Below are 13,235 nucleotides of genomic sequence, written 5' to 3' on the forward strand. Positions count from 1 at the left end.
GAGTCCCATGAGCCAAGCGACAATGAACCTCAGCCGTACCCGGCACACCCTCGCGCCCTGGGCGCGGATCGCCGGTCTCACGGTGTGCGCGCTGCTGACCCTCGGACCGGTCATCTGGACCGTCTCCACCTCGCTGCGCACCCCGGCCGAGTCCTTCGACCTGCCCCCGAAGATCATCCCGACGAACCCGACCACCGAGGCGTACTCCGGGGTCTTCGACCAGATCGACGTGTGGCTGCTCGCACTGAACTCGACGCTGGTGACCGCGCTGATCGCGGTCGGCCAGATGATCACCGCTGGGCTTGCCGGCTACGCCTTCGCGCGCCTCGAATTCCGGTTCAAGAAGCCGCTGTTCGGGCTGGTGCTGGCGACGATGATGGTGCCGCTCCAGGTCACCATCGTGCCGGTGTTCCTGGTGCTGAAGTCGATGGGTCTGACCGACACCCTGCTCGGTCTGATCATCCCGGCCTTCCCGACGGCCTTCGGCACCTTCCTGATGCGCCAGTACTTCCTCGGTATGCCCAAGGACCTCGGCGAGGCGGCGATGCTGGACGGCTGCGGACCCTGGCGGACCTTCCGGTCGGTCTACGCCCCACTCGCCACGCCCGGCCTCGCGATCGTCGGCGTGCTGGCCTTCAACTACCACTGGAACGAGTTCTTCCGCCCACTGATCCTCGAGACGTCCGGCCAGAACTACACCCTGCCGCTGGGCCTGGTCTCCCTCCAGGGCAACCTCGGCACCGGCTCGATCTCGGTCGTGCTCGCCGGTGTCGTCCTGTCCATGATCCCCGCCGTCGCCGTCTTCGTCATCGGCCAGCGCCCTCTTCGCGAGGGCATCACGTCCGCAGGAGTCAACCGTTGAGCCACGCCCCCGCGTCCTTGGACCCCAACGCCCCCCGCTTCCGGGTCCGTCCACCCGCCAACTGGGTCAACGACCCCAACGGCCCCTTCCGTTGGCGTGGCCGCCACCACCTCTTCTACCAGCACAACCCCGACGCTCCCGTGCACACGAACGTCCACTGGGGCCATGTCTCCAGCGCCGACCTGGTCACCTGGGAGCACCATCCGATCGCGCTCACCCCGACTCCGGGCGGGCCGGACGAGGCGGGCTGCTGGTCCGGGTGCGTGGTCGACGACGGCGGAGTGCCTACGGCGGTGTACACGGGGGTCGACCGGCAGCACATCGGCCTCGGCACGGTCTGTCTCGCCCGCGCTGCCGACCCCGACGACCCCGCGCTCGCGGAGTGGAAGCCGCTGCCCACGCCCGTGGTCCTGGGCCCGCCCGCCGATCTGGACGTGGTGATGTTCCGCGACCCGTTCGTCTTCCGCAGCGGCGGCCGACGCTGGGCGCTGCTCGGCGCGGGGCACGCCGACGGGACGCCGTCGGTCCTGCTGTACGACTGCGACGACCTGACCGACTGGCGCTTCGCGGGCGTCCTGCTCGACGGCAACGACCCGGTTGCAGCGGAGGCGTTCGGCGACCGGGCGGTGGGCTGGGAGTGCCCGCAGATGTACGCGACGGCGAGTGGGGACTGGGTCCTGGTGGTCTCACTCTGGGACGGCGACCCATGGGCGACCGGATACCTGACGGGCAGTCTGGTCACCAACGACACCGGCGAGTTGCGCTTCGCGGCACGCAAAGGCGGGCGGCTCGACCAAGGGCGGGACTTCTACGCCCCCGCCGTGCTGCAAGAGGACGGCCGCGCCCTGATGTGGGGCTGGTCCTGGGAGGCGCGCGAGCAGAGCGAGGTGGACCGCGCGGGGTGGGCCGGGGTGCTCAGCGCGCCAAGGGTGGTCGACGTGCACGCGGACGGCGCGCTGAGGGTCGTACCGGCGCCGGAGCTGGAACTGCTGCGCGCGGACGAGCCGTTCGTGACGGCACCGGGTACCGGAGCTCTGCCGGAGGCCTACGACCTGACGGTCACGGCGGAGGGCCCGGCGACGGTGACTCTGCTGCGGTCCGCCGCGGGCGCGGAGCTGACGGTGCGGCTGGATCCCGCCGAGGGCGTGGTGACGCTGGACCGCACCGGCTGGCCCCGGGCGCGGCAGGACGGCTCCGCGCCGATCGAGGTGCGGGTGCCCGGCGGGCCGCGGCTGGACGTGCGGGTGCTGGTGGACGGCTCCCTGCTGGAGCTGTTCGTGGGTGACTGGGCGACGGTCACCGAGCGGGTCTACCGGCGCCCGGACGACGTGCCCGAACTGCGCGTGTCCGGGGCGGCTGTCACCGGCTGGGAGCTGGTCCCACCGACGCACGTGTGACCACCTCGCAGGCCAGCCGCCGGGTGGTGGCGGGCGGGGTGCGGCCCGTCTCGATGGCGTCGAGGAGCAGCCGCGCGGCCGCCTCGCCCATCGCCCGGTGCGGCAGCGAGACCGTCGTCAGGGGCGGTGCGAGGAACGCGGCCATGTGCTCCTGGTCGTCGTAGCCGACGATCGACAGGTCGCCGGGAATGGTGATGCCGAGCCGGGTCGCGGCGTGCAGGACGCCCGCCGCGACCCGGTCGTTGTAGCAGAAGACACCGGTCGGGCGACGGTCGGTGGGGGCGTCCTCGAGGATGCGCAGCGCGCCCTCGTACCCGCCGGAGATCTCGCCGCCGGTCCGTACGACCCACTCCTTGGGCACGGTGATCCCCTCCGCCCGCAGAGCGTCCCTGAAGCCGCGCAGCCGCTCGACGGACGCGATGTCGTCGAGGCCGCCGATGTGCGCGACCCGGCGGTGCCCCTGTTCCAGCAGCAGCCGGGCCGCCGTACGGCCTCCTGCGCGCTCGGCCGGGACGACGGCGGGCAGGGAGTCGTCCTCGGGCAGGCAGTTGGCGAGGACGGAGTGGGTGCGGTGCAGTCCCTCGGGGACGCGGACGCGGCGCAGGGACATGGCCGCGTAGATGATGCCGTCGACGCGCCGGTCGAGGAGTTCGGCGACCGCCGCGTCCTCCTTGGCCGGGTCGCCCCCGGAGTCCACGGTCAGCACGAGGTGGTCGCTGTCCCAGGCGGTCTCCATGGCACCGCGCAGCAGCCGGCCGGCGAAGGGCGAGGAGGCGATCTCGTCGGTGACCAGGCCGATCACGGCCGTACGGCGGCGGCGCAGCCCGCGGGCGACGGGGTCGGGCCGGTAGCCGAGCTGGGCGGCGGCCTGCCGGATGCGTTCCTGGGTGGCGGGTGAGAGGTTGCCCTCGGCACGCCCGTTGAAGACGAAGGACACGGCGGTGTGCGAGACCCCGGCGAGCCGCGCGACATCCCGTGACGTGGGCCGCGCGGATCCCGTCAGCTGCTTCTCCTCGCCTGTGCCCATGCCGTCCGCCGCCCTTGTCCCACCCCACCGGTTGATCACTCTCACCCTATCCGCGAGCCGCGTTGTCTACCGAGCCGACCGGGGTACCCGGGGCTCGTGAGTGAGCGACTGGGGAAGTATCGCGGCAAGCGCGATTTCACACGGACCGGAGAACCGCGCGGCAAGAACCGCACGCCCGGCGACGAAGAGCATCACTTCGTCGTCCAGATCCATGACGCGAGCACCCTGCATTTCGACTTCCGGCTGCAGGTCGACGACGTACTGAAGTCCTGGTCGATCCCCAAGGGGCCGTCCGACGACCCCCAGGACAAGCGGCTGGCTCTGCCGACCGAGGACCATCCGCTGGAGTACGAGGAGTTCGAGGGCGTCATTCCGGCGGGCGAGTACGGCGGCGGGACCGTGATCGTGTGGGATCAGGGGACGTACGAGCCGCTCAGCCACGACCGGAAGGGGCGGCCGGTCGACTTCGGGGAGTCGATCGAGCACGGGCACGCGACCTTCCGACTGAGCGGCTCGAAGCTGCACGGGGAGTACGCGCTGACCCGGATCCGTGATGACGGGGCCTGGCTGCTGGTGAAGGCGAAGGGCGGCCGGGCGCGGCGGCACGGCACCCCCGACCCGCGCCGCGCCAGGTCGGTGACGTCCGGCCGTACGCTCGCGCAGGTCGCCGCCGAAGACGGCGGGGAGGAGTGAGCGGTGACGGCCGGCCTGCTCGACTCCCTGCCGGACGAGCAGCGGGCGCTGCTGCGCACGGCCCGCCCGGGCGCGGAGCTGGCCGCACGACCCATGCTGGCCACCCTGAGCGACCGGCGGGACTTCTCCGATCCGTCGGAGGACTGGCTCTTCGAGCGGAAGCTGGACGGCATCCGGGTGCTGGCCGTCCGTGAGGGCGGTCAGGTGGCGCTGCTGTCCCGCTCGGGGCGGCGGCTGAACGCCACCTATCCGGAGATCGTCGACGCCCTGGCCGGGCAGGCGTGCACGGACTTCACCGTCGACGGCGAGATCGTCGCGTTCTCACGCGGCCGCACCGACTTCTCCCGGCTCCAGCAGCGCATGGGGCTGACCCGGCGCCAGGACGTCGAGGCGAGCGGTGTCGCCGTGACGTACTACGTGTTCGACCTGCTCAGGCTGGAAGGGCAGGACACCGCACGGTTGCCGTTGCGCGGCCGCAAATCACTGCTGCGGCGCGCCCTGGCCTACCGTGCCCCGCTCCGGCTGACGCCCCATCGCAACGAGGGCGGTGCCGAGTTGCTGGCCGACTCCTGTGGACGCGGCTGGGAGGGGTTGATCGCCAAGCGTGCCGACGGCGACTATCAGGCGCGCCGGTCGACGGACTGGCTGAAGCTCAAGTGCTCCCAGGGGCAGGAGTTCGTGGTGGGCGGCTTCACCGAGCCGGCCGGGAGCCGGGTCGGGCTCGGTGCGTTGCTGCTGGGCTATCACCAGGACGGGCGGCTGCGGTATGCGGGCAAGGTCGGCACCGGTTTCGACCGGGCCACGCTGCTGGATCTGCGCGAGCGGTTGGACGGGCTGCGCTGCTCCGGCTCGCCGTTCGACGGTCCGGTGCGTGAGGCGGGTGCGCGGTGGGTGGAGCCGCGGCTGGTCGCGCAGATCGCCTTCACCGAGTGGACGCGCGACGGCATGCTGCGTCATCCCCGGTATCTGGGGCTGCGGGACGACAAGGAGCCGGGCGATGTGGTGCGGGAGCGGCCCGCGGGCCGGGTGGCCGCCTGAGTGGACGCGGATCTTTGGGTTCCGGCCCCAACGCGCCCGCCGCGCCTTTATGTTCACGGCGAAGTCGACGCTGTCCGCTCTCGGCCGGGAGGCCCTCGTATGCGCTTCGCCCTCCGCTCCGCCGTCACCGCAACGGTGGCCGCCGCCACCCTCTTCCTGTCCGGAACCGGTACCGCCCAGGCCACTCCCCCGGGCCCCGGAGTCTCCGGACGGGTCATCAGCCAGAAGACGGTCGGCGGCACCGACTACATCCTGCGGGAGATAACCATTCCGCCCGGCCAGGCCACCGGATGGCACTACCACGACGGCCCCTTGTACGCCTGGGTGCAGCAGGGCACGCTGAGCCACTTCGACTCGACGTGCGCCTCCGACGGCGTCTACCCGAAGGGGAGTTTCATCGAGGAGCCGGCCGGGCCGGGCAATGTCCACATCGGGCGCAATCTCGGTGACACGGCGATCGTCCTCGATGTGCTGTACGTCCTGCCGCACGGGGCGCCGTTCTCGCAGGACGCGCCGAACCCGGGCTGTCCCTTCCAGTGATCAGCTGATCAGCCCGGTGGGAGCGGCTGTTCCGCCCAGATGGTCTTGCCGCGGCCGGTCTGTCGACTGCCCCAGCGCTGGGTGAGCTGGGCGACCAGGAGGAGTCCGCGGCCGCCCTCGTCGTAGGCGTGGGCCCGGCGCAGATGGGGTGAGGTGGAACTGCCGTCGGAGACCTCGCAGATGAGGCTGTGGTCGCGGATCAGCCGGAGCTGGATGGGGGGTTCGCCGTAGCGGATGGCGTTGGTGACGAGTTCGCTGACGACCAGTTCGGTGACGAAGGCGGTCTCCTCCAGGCCCCAGGCGGCGAGTTGCTCGGTCGCGGCCTGCCGGGTGGGGGCCACCTGGGCCGGGTCCGGGGTGACGTCCCAGGTGGCGACGCGGTCCGCGCCCAGCGCCCGGGTGCGGGCCAGCAGCAGGGCCACGTCGTCGCTGGGCTCCTCCGGCATGACGGCCTTCAGCACGGTGTCGCACAGGGCGTCGAGCGAGTCGGCGGGCGTGGCCAGCGCCCGGCACAGTTCGGCGCCGGCGTGGTCGAGGTCGCGGTCGCGTTCCTCGATCAGTCCGTCCGTGTACAGGGCGACGACCGCGCCCTCGGGAAGCTCCAACTCGACGGCCTCGAAGGGCAGTCCGCCGACGCCGAGCGGGGGTCCGGCGGACAGCGGGACCAGGCGTGCGGTGCCGTCGGGCAGCAGGACGGCCGGGGGCGGATGGCCGGCGGCGGCCATGGTGAGGCGGCGCGAGACGGGGTCGTAGACGGAGTAGAGGCAGGTGGCGCCGAGTTCCGCGACCTCGTCGTCGAAGCCGTCCGAGGCGAGGTGGATGACCAGGTCGTCGAGGTGGGTGAGCAGTTCGTCGGGCGGCAGGTCCACGTCCGCGAGGGTGCGTACGGCGGTGCAGAGCCGTCCCATGGTCGCCGAGGACGGGATGCCGTGGCCGACCACATCGCCGACGACCAGGCCGACCCGGTTGCCGGAGAGCGGGATGACGTCGAACCAGTCGCCGCCGATCCCGGCCGGTGAACCGGACGGCAGATAGCGGTGGGCGACCTCCACCGCCACCTGCCCGGGCAGCCCGCGGGGCAGCAGGCTGCGCTGGAGGGCGAGCGCGGTGTTGCGTTCGCGGGCGAAGCGGCGGGCGTTGTCGATGCAGACGGCGGCCCGGCTGGCCAGTTCCTCCGCGAGGACGGCGTCATCGGGGCCGTAGTCCTCGGCATCCCTGATGCGTACGCCCACCGCGACGCCGAGTGTGGTGCCGCGGGCCCGCAGCGGCACCGCCAGCATCGAGTGGACGCCTTTGCGGTACGGCCGTCCGGCAGGGGCGCGGGCGTTGCGTTCGGCGACCCAGCGGACGAAGTCGGGCTCGCCCGCTTGGCTGAGGACGGCCCGCCCGGTGTGCAAGGACCGCGCCGGCGGGGAGAACGCCGGGTAGACGTCGGCCTCGCCGAGGCGGACGGCGGCCTCCGGGGTGCCCTCGTGGCCGGAGCCGTGGGCGACGCGCCGCAGGACGATGTCGCCGTCGGCCACGGTCGGCAGTTCGTCGGCGCCGAGGACCCAGTCCAGCAGGTCGACGCTGGCGAAGTCGGCGTACCGCGGCACCAGAAGCTCCACCAGTTCCTCGGCGGTGCGCACCACGTCCAGGGTGGTGCCGATGGAGGCGGCGGCCTCGTTGAGCAGGGCGAGGCGCTGCCGGGCCCAGTACTGGGGGCTGCTGTCGAGGGCCGCCAGCGCGACCGCGGACACCTCTCCGTCGTCGTTGCGTACCGGCCACATCTCGATGCTCCAGGCGTGCTCCCGGTTGAGGGCGGGTGCGCCGGTGAAGCTCTCGTACTGGACGGGCCGGCCTGTCTGTGCGACCTGGCGCAGGTTGTTGTGGAAGCCGCGGCTGTGCACGGCGTCCTCGACGGTCTCCAGGAAGGGTCGGCCGAGCAGGACCTCCTCGGGAACGCCCATCACCCGGCAGGCGGCCTCGTTCAGCCGCAGATAGCGCTGCTGGGTGTCGAAGACGGACATCGACATCGAGGCCTGCTCGAAGGCGCGCGCCGCCAGCGTGGCCTCCGGGCCCTCACGGGGCCGCTCGGTGGTGATCACATAGCCCTCTTCGGAGCCGTCGGGGCCGAGCAGCGGGCACGCCGACACGGTGAGGGTGACGGTGCCCTCGGCGCGGTGGCGCAGGACGATCCGCCCGGCCCGCGCGACGAGCACCGCAGTGGGCACGTCCTCGGCGAGCAGGTCGGCGGCCGGTCGTCCCACGACCTCCTCGGCCAGGTACCCGGTCAGCATCCGGGCACCTTCGCTCCACCCCGTCACCCTGCCGCGGGCGTCGATGGTCGCCGCCGCGGCGACTTGCTCCATAGTGTCCAGAATGGTCCCCCGGACGCGGCGCATCAACCGCGCCCGGCGAAACCGCCGGTCTCAGCCCTTGCGGCCGCGCAGCGCCTCCAGCGCCCGGTCGGCGTGGGTGTTCATCCGCAGTTCGCTGCGGACGATCTCCAGCACCTTGCGGTCCTGCCCTATGACGAAGGTGGTGCGCTTGGTCGGGGCCAGCGAGAGACCGCGCTTGACGCCGAACCGCTCACGGACCGTGCCGTCGGCGTCGGAGAGCAGCGGCATGCCGAGCGTGTGCCGTCCGGCGAACTCCTGCTGGCGCTCGACGGGGTCACCGCTGACGCCGACGGGCCGGGCGCCGACGGCGGCGAACTCGGCGGCCAGGTCGCGGAAGTGGCAGGCCTGCGCGGTGCAGCCGGGGGTCATGGCGGCGGGGTAGAAGAAGAGCACCACCGGCCCCTCGGCGAGCAGCTCGGACAGCTTGCGGGGGGTGCCGGTCTCGTCGGGGAGGGCGAAGTCCTCGACCGTGTCCCCGATCTCCACACGTGCGCTCACTTCTGTCCCTCCGGTCCGGGCCCGAACGGCCGTCTGCCGCGCGATGTTACCGGAGGGTACCGCGAGGGCTTCCGGTCAGGTACCGGGCGTGTGGTGGGCCGGTTCCTCGTCGATGGAGTATGCGAGGAAGTCGTCCACCATGCGGTGGAACAGGGTGGCGAGCTGCCGCAGCTCCTCCGGCTTCCAGTCGGCCAGCGCCAGTTGCATCCCGCGGGCGCCGGCCTTGCGGACGTCGGCGATGGCGCGGCGGCCGGTCTCGGTGAGCTCGACGCGCTGGGCGCGGCGGTCGGCCGGGTCGGGGACACGGGAGACGTAGCCGGACTTCTCCAGCTGCTGCACGGTACGGGTGACGTGCGAGGCCTCCACTCCGAGGCGGGTGGCCAGCTCCCCCGGGCGCAGCGGCTCGGTGTCGGCGACCTGACGCAGCAGGGCCACGGCGGCGCGGTCCAGCGGCACGCCGGCCACGGCCATCAGGCGTTCGTGCTGACGGGCGCGCGTGCTCAGGTAGGTGATGCGGCTGAGGGCGCGCTCGATCTCGATCACTTCGGGGGAGGCGGGGACGTCCGGGAGCGGTGGGGTGGGCATACCTGCCACTTTACCATCTCATTGCCTAACTCAATCAAATGGCCCGCACCCTCCCCAGATGTGATTAGGCTAGCCTCACCTAAGTATCCCTGTTGGCGTTCTCGTCGACGGGAGGAGGAGCGAGTCATGACCGTCGCACCCGCTGCGCCCAGACACGGTGACACCGACCCCGTCCGGATCACCGGACCGCGCGTCGCACGTCTCATGGACCGGCTGGCCACCGCCGACGAGGCCCGGCGCGCGGCGCTGACCGCCGAGTTCTGGGCCGAGGCGGAGCGCCTCGGCACCCCGCTCGTCGAGGAACTGGAGGGCGAAGCGGGCCACCGGGCGGTCACCTTCCTGTGGCGGGGGCACCGCGCGACCCGGCAGGTCCTGCTGTACGCCGACCCCCTCGTCGACCCCGACCACCTCGCCGGTTCCCTGCTGGACCAGGTCCCCGGCACCGACGTATGGCACCTCGGTCTCCGCCTGCGCGCCGATCACCGCGGCTCCTACCGGCTGGCCGCGGACATCTCCCCCAAGGCGCCGCCCACCGACCCGGATGCCCTCCAGGACCGGCTCCGGGCGCTGTCCACGCACGCCGCGCCCGATCCCCTCAACCGGCGTACAGTCCCAGCCCGTTGGCAGGAGGCGCCCGCGTCCGTCCTCGCGCTGCCGGACGCCCCGCCCCAGCCGTGGGCCGGTCGGCGGGGCACGGTTCCGGCGGGACGGGTGGAGCGGCACCGGGTGGCCGCCAAGGCGCTCGGCGGCCAGCGTGACACCTGGGTGTATCTGCCGCCGCTCGTGTACCGTTCGCCGCTGCCGGTCGCGGTGTTGAGCGACGGCGACCTGTGGTTCGGCCGGCTCGGTCTCGGTGACACCCTCGACGCGCTGATCGCCGACGGGACGCTGCCGCCGCTCGCCGTGCTGGCACCGGAGGCGGTGGACCGCGACACCCGGTGGCGCGAACTGGGCGCCCGCGACGCCTTCGTGACCTTCCTGGCGGACCAGTTGCTTCCCTGGGCGGCGAACCGCTGGCCGCTCACCGACGACCCACGCCGGACCGTCGTCGCGGGACAGGGCCTCGGCGCGGTGACCGCGCTGCACGCCGGTCATCTGCGCCCCGAACGGTTCGGCAGGGTTCTCGCCCAGTCCGCCTCCCTGTGGTGGCGGCCCGGGCTCTCCCCGCGCGGCGGTACCGAGCCCGTGGTCTTCGGCAGACCCTGGCTGGTGGGCCGGTTCGCCGCCACCGCACCACGGCCCCTGACAGTCCATCTGGACGTCGGGGTGCACGAGGGCGCCGTCCTCGACCAGAACCGCGCCCTGTACGAGGCACTGCGCACGTCCGGCTACGAGATCACCCACGCCGAGTTCAACGGCGGCCACGACCACGCCTGTTGGCACGGCGCCCTGGCCGACGGGCTGGTCCGCCTGCTGACTCGGTGACCCGTGCGGAGCGTCAGCCCTTCGCGGTCACCGGCGCCTGCCACATGCCGACGAGCGCGTCGATCAGCCCCGTGGCGGCGTCCGCCCAGTCGGTCCGGGGCGTGGCGGTGCCCTCGGCGAGCGCGCGTTCCCGCTCGGAGGTCATGTGGACGATCAGATGGCGTGCCATGTCGCCGCGTTCCGCCCGGACGTCGTCGGGCAGGTCGGGCAGACACCGGCGCAGTCCGTCGACGATCTCCCGCAGAGCGGGGGACCCCATGGCCTCCTCGACCATGATCCGGTGCAGGGCGGGGTCGGTGATGACCTGGGCGCAGAAGCGGGCGTACCAGGTGGGACTGCCGAGGTCGGCCAGGTGCTGGAAGACGGGCCGGACCAGGCAGTCCACCCAGTCGCGCAGCTCGGTGGAGCCGGTGACCCGCTCGACCAGGCGGGTCCTGATCTCCTCGATGGGCGCCGCGTGTTTGCGGACGATCGCGCGGACCAGGTCGGTCTTGGTGCCGAAGTGGTAGCCGACGGCGGTGTTGTTGCCCTGTCCCGCGGCCTCGCCGACCTGGCGGTTGGAGACCGCGTACACCCCGCGCTCGGCGTACAGCCGCTCGGCCGCGGTCAGGATCAGCTCCCGGGTCGCGCTGACCTGCTCCGCCCGGACCGCCCTGCCTGCCATGCTCATCACCACACCGGGACTGCTCGATTCCGCCCGCGCCAGCCGGTCCCTTCGGCCACCGCGGATCCGCCGCGCGGCGGCTGTTCACGGAACGAAAGCCTACGGGGCGAGGTGTCCCGCCGTTCAGGCGAAACCCGAGGCCGAGGGGCGTGCCGGGGCGCTCGCGCGTCGACAACTCACCCGTGAGCCTGCCGCTGATCCCCCCGATGCTCGCCACGCCCGGCATTCTCCCGCCCGCCACACAGGACGCGCGCTGGGCCTACGAGACCAAGCAGGACGGCCAACGGGTGGTGATCTACCTCGCGGGGGACGGCAGCCTGGTCCTGCGCGCCCGTTCCGGCGAGGAGGTCACCGCCGCCTATCCCGAACTGCGCCCGCTGGGCGGCGCGCTCGGCGCCACGCCCGCGGTGCTGGACGGGGAGGTGCTGGCCCTCGACGAGCAGGGACGCGCCGACTTCCAGTTGCTCCAGTCCCGGATGGGCCTTGCCCACGCACCGGGCCGGGCGGCACGTCGGGCCGCGCAGACGCCCGTACACCTGGTGCTCTTCGACGTCATGCACCTCGCCGACCGCTCCCTGGTCCCGCTCTCCTATGTGCGGCGCCGCCAGCAGTTGGAGCGGCTCGGCCTCGACGGACCGCACTGGTCGACGCCCGCGGCCCTCGTCGGCCACGGCGAAGAGGCGCTGCGGGCCACCCAGGAACACGGACTCGAGGGCCTGGTCTGCAAGCGTCTTGACTCCGTGTACGAGCCCGGGGTGCGCTCCCGGGCCTGGATCAAGATCCGCAACATGCACAGCGAGGACGTCGTGGTGGGCGGCTGGCTGCCCGGCAAGGGACGGATCACGGGCCTGCCGGGCGCACTGCTGGTGGGCCAGCGGGCCGAAGGGCGCCTGCGGTACGTCGGCGGAGTGGGCACCGGCTGGAGTCAACAGGAACGCGAGCAGCTCGGCGCGTTGCTCAGGGCCGCCGAAACGGACGTATGCCCCTTCGATCCCGTGCCTGTGGTGCCGGGTGCGCACTGGGTCGTTCCGCGGCTGGTCGGAGAGGTGCGGTTCAGCACCCGTACCCGGGCCGGGCTGCTGCGTCAGCCGTCCTGGCTGCGGCTGCGGCCCGATCTCACGCCGGAGGAGTCGGCGGCCGAGCTGCCGGACGACGTCGACTGACTCTTCCTCAAGATCCAACTGTTGGGGCAGCCGTAACCGGAGGGATGCCTGTCCCCTCTTGGCGCGGACATGAAAAGTCGGGAAGCTGAACTTCCCTTTCCCCCACAGCCGTTGGGCTGCGCCCGCATCATGAGGAGGACGCAGTGTCGTCACCGTCGTTGAAGAAGCACCGCAGGAGATGGCTCACCGGTCTCGCCGGTGCCGCCGCGCTCGTCATCGCCTTCCCCTCCGTCGCCTTCGCGGCCCCGCCGCCGGCGCTGCCCGCCAATGCCGAGTCCGCCGAGTTCACCTACCAGCCGGCCTTCGACTACGACACGGACGGCTGCTACTCCACGCCCGCGATCGGCGCCGACGGGACCGTCAACGGCGGTCTCAACCCGACCGGCGCGCTCAACGGCAGCTGCCGTGACGCCTCGGACCTCGACAACACCAACAGCTACTCGCGCTACAAGTGCAACAACGGCTGGTGCGCCTACATGTACGGCCTGTACTTCGAGAAGGACCAGGCAGTCGCGGGCAGCAGCATCGGCGGGCACCGGCACGACTGGGAGCATGTCGTGATCTGGGTGCAGAGCGGCGCCGTCAAGTACGTCTCGACGTCCAACCACGGCTCGTTCACGGTGAGCGCGGCCTCGTCCGTCCGCTTCGACGGCACGCACGCGAAGATCGTGTATCACAAGGACGGCATCAGCACGCACTGCTTCCGGCTCGCGGGCTCCAATGACGAGCCGCCGGAGAACCACAAGGGCACCTGGCAGTACCCGCCGCTGGTCGGCTGGAACGGCTACCCGTCGGGCGTGCGCGACAAGCTGGTCGCGTACAACTTCGGCAGCGCCAACTTCGGCCTGAAGGACGCCAGTTTCGGCAACCACCTCTCGTCCGCCAAGCCGTCGGGCATCACCTTCGACCCGTACGCGTGAGCCTCGGGCCCGGGGCGTAGGACCAGCGGCGCTTCCCGCCTC

At 72.1% G+C, this 13,235-nt stretch carries 13 protein-coding genes; 8 read left to right on the forward strand and 5 right to left on the reverse strand.

Annotated features, from left to right (window positions below):
* The first annotated feature begins 7 nt into the window (after positions 1–7).
* Positions 8–862, forward strand: coding sequence for a carbohydrate ABC transporter permease (locus tag OHT76_RS02450; protein ID WP_328869035.1), 855 nt, complete (start codon positions 8–10; stop codon positions 860–862).
* The gene (locus tag OHT76_RS02455; RefSeq protein ID WP_328869036.1) at positions 859–2,259 is read left to right on the forward strand and encodes a glycoside hydrolase family 32 protein; all 1,401 of its coding nucleotides are present in this window, start codon (positions 859–861) and stop codon (positions 2,257–2,259) included. Before OHT76_RS02450 ends, OHT76_RS02455 begins: the two co-directional genes overlap by 4 nt.
* On the opposite strand, the gene OHT76_RS02460 is transcribed toward OHT76_RS02455, so the two are convergent.
* The gene (locus OHT76_RS02460) at positions 2,222–3,286 is read right to left on the reverse strand and encodes a LacI family DNA-binding transcriptional regulator (protein WP_328869037.1); all 1,065 of its coding nucleotides are present in this window, start codon (positions 3,284–3,286) and stop codon (positions 2,222–2,224) included. The two genes, OHT76_RS02455 and OHT76_RS02460, sit on opposite strands and share 38 nt — an antisense overlap.
* Before the next feature lie 96 nt (positions 3,287–3,382).
* Between OHT76_RS02460 and OHT76_RS02465 the strand changes: the two genes are divergently transcribed.
* The 3 genes from OHT76_RS02465 to OHT76_RS02475 all read left to right on the forward strand — a co-directional run bounded on the left by OHT76_RS02465 (position 3,383) and on the right by OHT76_RS02475 (position 5,557).
* The gene (locus OHT76_RS02465; protein ID WP_328869038.1) at positions 3,383–3,979 is read left to right on the forward strand and encodes a DNA polymerase ligase N-terminal domain-containing protein; all 597 of its coding nucleotides are present in this window, start codon (positions 3,383–3,385) and stop codon (positions 3,977–3,979) included.
* A 3-nt stretch (positions 3,980–3,982) separates the two neighbouring features.
* On the forward strand, positions 3,983–5,017 hold the full coding sequence (ligD, locus tag OHT76_RS02470; RefSeq protein WP_328869039.1) for a non-homologous end-joining DNA ligase: 1,035 nt from the start codon (positions 3,983–3,985) through the stop codon (positions 5,015–5,017).
* A gap of 99 nt (positions 5,018–5,116) precedes the next feature.
* Complete coding sequence (locus OHT76_RS02475; RefSeq protein WP_328869040.1) at positions 5,117–5,557, forward strand: cupin domain-containing protein; 441 nt, start codon at positions 5,117–5,119, stop codon at positions 5,555–5,557.
* A gap of 8 nt (positions 5,558–5,565) precedes the next feature.
* Here the strand turns inward: OHT76_RS02475 and OHT76_RS02480 are convergent, their stop codons facing one another.
* The 3 genes from OHT76_RS02480 to OHT76_RS02490 all read right to left on the reverse strand — a co-directional run bounded on the left by OHT76_RS02480 (position 5,566) and on the right by OHT76_RS02490 (position 9,021).
* Positions 5,566–7,908, reverse strand: a complete 2,343-nt coding sequence (locus tag OHT76_RS02480; protein ID WP_328869041.1) for a SpoIIE family protein phosphatase — start codon at positions 7,906–7,908, stop codon at positions 5,566–5,568.
* Positions 7,909–7,968: 60 nt separating this feature from the next.
* A complete protein-coding gene (locus OHT76_RS02485) occupies positions 7,969–8,436 on the reverse strand; it encodes a peroxiredoxin (protein WP_328869042.1) in 468 nt (155 codons plus the stop codon).
* A gap of 75 nt (positions 8,437–8,511) precedes the next feature.
* On the reverse strand, positions 8,512–9,021 hold the full coding sequence (locus tag OHT76_RS02490; protein ID WP_328869043.1) for a MarR family winged helix-turn-helix transcriptional regulator: 510 nt from the start codon (positions 9,019–9,021) through the stop codon (positions 8,512–8,514).
* Between the two features lie 126 nt (positions 9,022–9,147).
* Here OHT76_RS02490 and fes point away from each other — a divergent pair, with 126 nt between their 5' ends.
* On the forward strand, positions 9,148–10,446 hold the full coding sequence (gene fes, locus OHT76_RS02495; RefSeq protein WP_328869044.1) for an enterochelin esterase: 1,299 nt from the start codon (positions 9,148–9,150) through the stop codon (positions 10,444–10,446).
* A 13-nt stretch (positions 10,447–10,459) separates the two neighbouring features.
* Here the strand turns inward: fes and OHT76_RS02500 are convergent, their stop codons facing one another.
* Positions 10,460–11,110 carry a TetR/AcrR family transcriptional regulator gene (locus OHT76_RS02500; RefSeq protein WP_328869045.1) on the reverse strand — a complete coding sequence of 217 codons (651 nt, stop codon included), beginning with the start codon at positions 11,108–11,110 and terminating at the stop codon, positions 10,460–10,462.
* 182 nt (positions 11,111–11,292) lie between these two features.
* Between OHT76_RS02500 and OHT76_RS02505 the strand changes: the two genes are divergently transcribed.
* A complete protein-coding gene (locus tag OHT76_RS02505; protein ID WP_328869046.1) occupies positions 11,293–12,273 on the forward strand; it encodes an ATP-dependent DNA ligase in 981 nt (326 codons plus the stop codon).
* 143 nt (positions 12,274–12,416) lie between these two features.
* Positions 12,417–13,193 (forward strand): NPP1 family protein, encoded by a 777-nt coding sequence (locus OHT76_RS02510; RefSeq protein WP_328869047.1) that lies wholly within the window; start codon positions 12,417–12,419, stop codon positions 13,191–13,193.
* Positions 13,194–13,235: the final 42 nt, after the last annotated feature.

It is taken from the genome of Streptomyces sp. NBC_00287 (genome assembly GCF_036173105.1).
Taxonomy (GTDB): domain Bacteria; phylum Actinomycetota; class Actinomycetes; order Streptomycetales; family Streptomycetaceae; genus Streptomyces.

What these genes read in the sequence shown, in the direction of transcription:
- OHT76_RS02450 (WP_328869035.1), top strand. Translation starts at nt 8, where the DNA reads ATGAGCCAAGCGACAATGAACCTCAGCCGTACCCGGCACACCCTCGCG.
- OHT76_RS02460 (WP_328869037.1), bottom strand. Translation starts at nt 3,286, where the DNA reads ATGGGCACAGGCGAGGAGAAGCAGCTGACGGGATCCGCGCGGCCCACG.
- OHT76_RS02475 (WP_328869040.1), top strand. Translation starts at nt 5,117, where the DNA reads ATGCGCTTCGCCCTCCGCTCCGCCGTCACCGCAACGGTGGCCGCCGCC.
- OHT76_RS02480 (WP_328869041.1), bottom strand. Translation starts at nt 7,908, where the DNA reads ATGGAGCAAGTCGCCGCGGCGGCGACCATCGACGCCCGCGGCAGGGTG.
- OHT76_RS02490 (WP_328869043.1), bottom strand. Translation starts at nt 9,021, where the DNA reads ATGCCCACCCCACCGCTCCCGGACGTCCCCGCCTCCCCCGAAGTGATC.
- fes (WP_328869044.1), top strand. Translation starts at nt 9,148, where the DNA reads ATGACCGTCGCACCCGCTGCGCCCAGACACGGTGACACCGACCCCGTC.
- OHT76_RS02500 (WP_328869045.1), bottom strand. Translation starts at nt 11,110, where the DNA reads ATGGCAGGCAGGGCGGTCCGGGCGGAGCAGGTCAGCGCGACCCGGGAG.